This is a genomic window from Microcystis sp. M53603_WE2 (assembly GCF_030065435.1).
On record NZ_JASJFF010001242.1, the window covers coordinates 1 to 1,375 of the forward strand.

Sequence of the window (1,375 nt, forward strand, 5' to 3'; positions counted from 1 at the left end):
ACTTAATTGATTAGTTCGCTCTAGAGCAAAAATAATTGACAAAAATCGCCAAATGCCTTTCTATATAAGGGTTCCATCCCTTATAACCCCCGTCCATTGCATAACAAAAACCGAAGAACCACTAGAAATCTGCTGGTCACTATTTTCTCTCATAAGCTGCCCGCGTATTTAGGGTTGGCTGAATAAATCTAAAAACCTTGTTGGATAAGACTTTTAGACCTTTTTGAAATCCCAAAGTGGCCGGCATGGGAGTGATCAGGGGGAAAATCCCTGGACTTTTTCCCTGAAAATTAGGTAATTGACCACCTGAAAATTGGTAAAACCCTACACCCCACACCCTACACCCTACACCCAGGAAAAACTTTTTGCCGCAAACCCTAGATAGTCAACAGTTTAGTTGAAACCCGATTAAATTTTCGATCGCTTTGACCAAATCTTGATTAGTCCAATTCCGGTACAAACAAGCAGCGATCGCACATCCCCCCGCACCCACTCCCTCTTTGACAAAACCCTGTTGATAAGCTTGCAAAACCGGGTATTTAGAGGCAGAAAAGTCTAATTGTGTGGCTAATAAAGGCAATTTTCCGATCATGCGGGCTAATCCCACCGTATCCCCTGTTTTATCTTCCGCTACCCAGCGAGTTGTGCCGACGATGATATTTTCCCAGTTAACTGGATAGGCATATTTAGCCACTAGAGCTTGAATTAGGGCAGAAACGGCTAACATTTGGGTTCCTCCGGCGAGGAGTACCCCACCCTGCCCACTGGCGGCGATGGCCATGCCAGCGACGAAAATCTGCTGAGGATCGCCTAGGGCGGCGATTACCTCAAAAGGATCAAAAATTTCTTTTAGGGCTAATCCCTGCTCAACTATTGCCTGTTTCTGAGCATGATTGCACTGGGGATGGCTGCTGTTAACTTTGCCGTTGGCTCGATAACCCAATCCGGTGAGGATGGCGAGGGCGGTGGTGGTGCCGCCGACCACGCACTCGCCGATAATTAGATAACTAGACTGGCGGGCTAATTTTTCTCCCCAAGTTAATCCTTGGGCGAACAGGTGTTTTACTATGGTCAGGTCTAGGGCGCGGCCGGTGGAGAGACAACGGGCCGGTTGTCCCCCCAGTTCGATATAATCGACGGCCGGGGGCAAGGGTAAACCGGCGTTAAAAACGAGGACGGGAATGGCTAATTTTTCCACCACGGCGCGGGTAATATAGGCGGGGGAGGCTCCCACCGTTAGGGGGGGTAAGGGATAACGGGGATGGGGTGAAACTCCTTTAACGATAAATTCGGCATCGGCGATCGCTGTATATTTTCTATCTTCCGGGGTAGCACCGGCGGTGGAGATTCCGGGGATTAATCCCGTCTCGGTAAA

1 protein-coding gene is annotated in these 1,375 nt (G+C 48.9%); it reads right to left on the bottom strand.

Going from position 1 to position 1,375, the window contains the following annotated elements; translation table 11 throughout:
* Positions 1–385: 385 nt before the first annotated feature.
* Positions 386–1,375 (bottom strand): nicotinate mononucleotide-dependent phosphoribosyltransferase CobT (cobT, locus tag PX481_RS25980; RefSeq protein ID WP_288096846.1); only part of this gene is annotated, 990 nt, incomplete at its 5' end.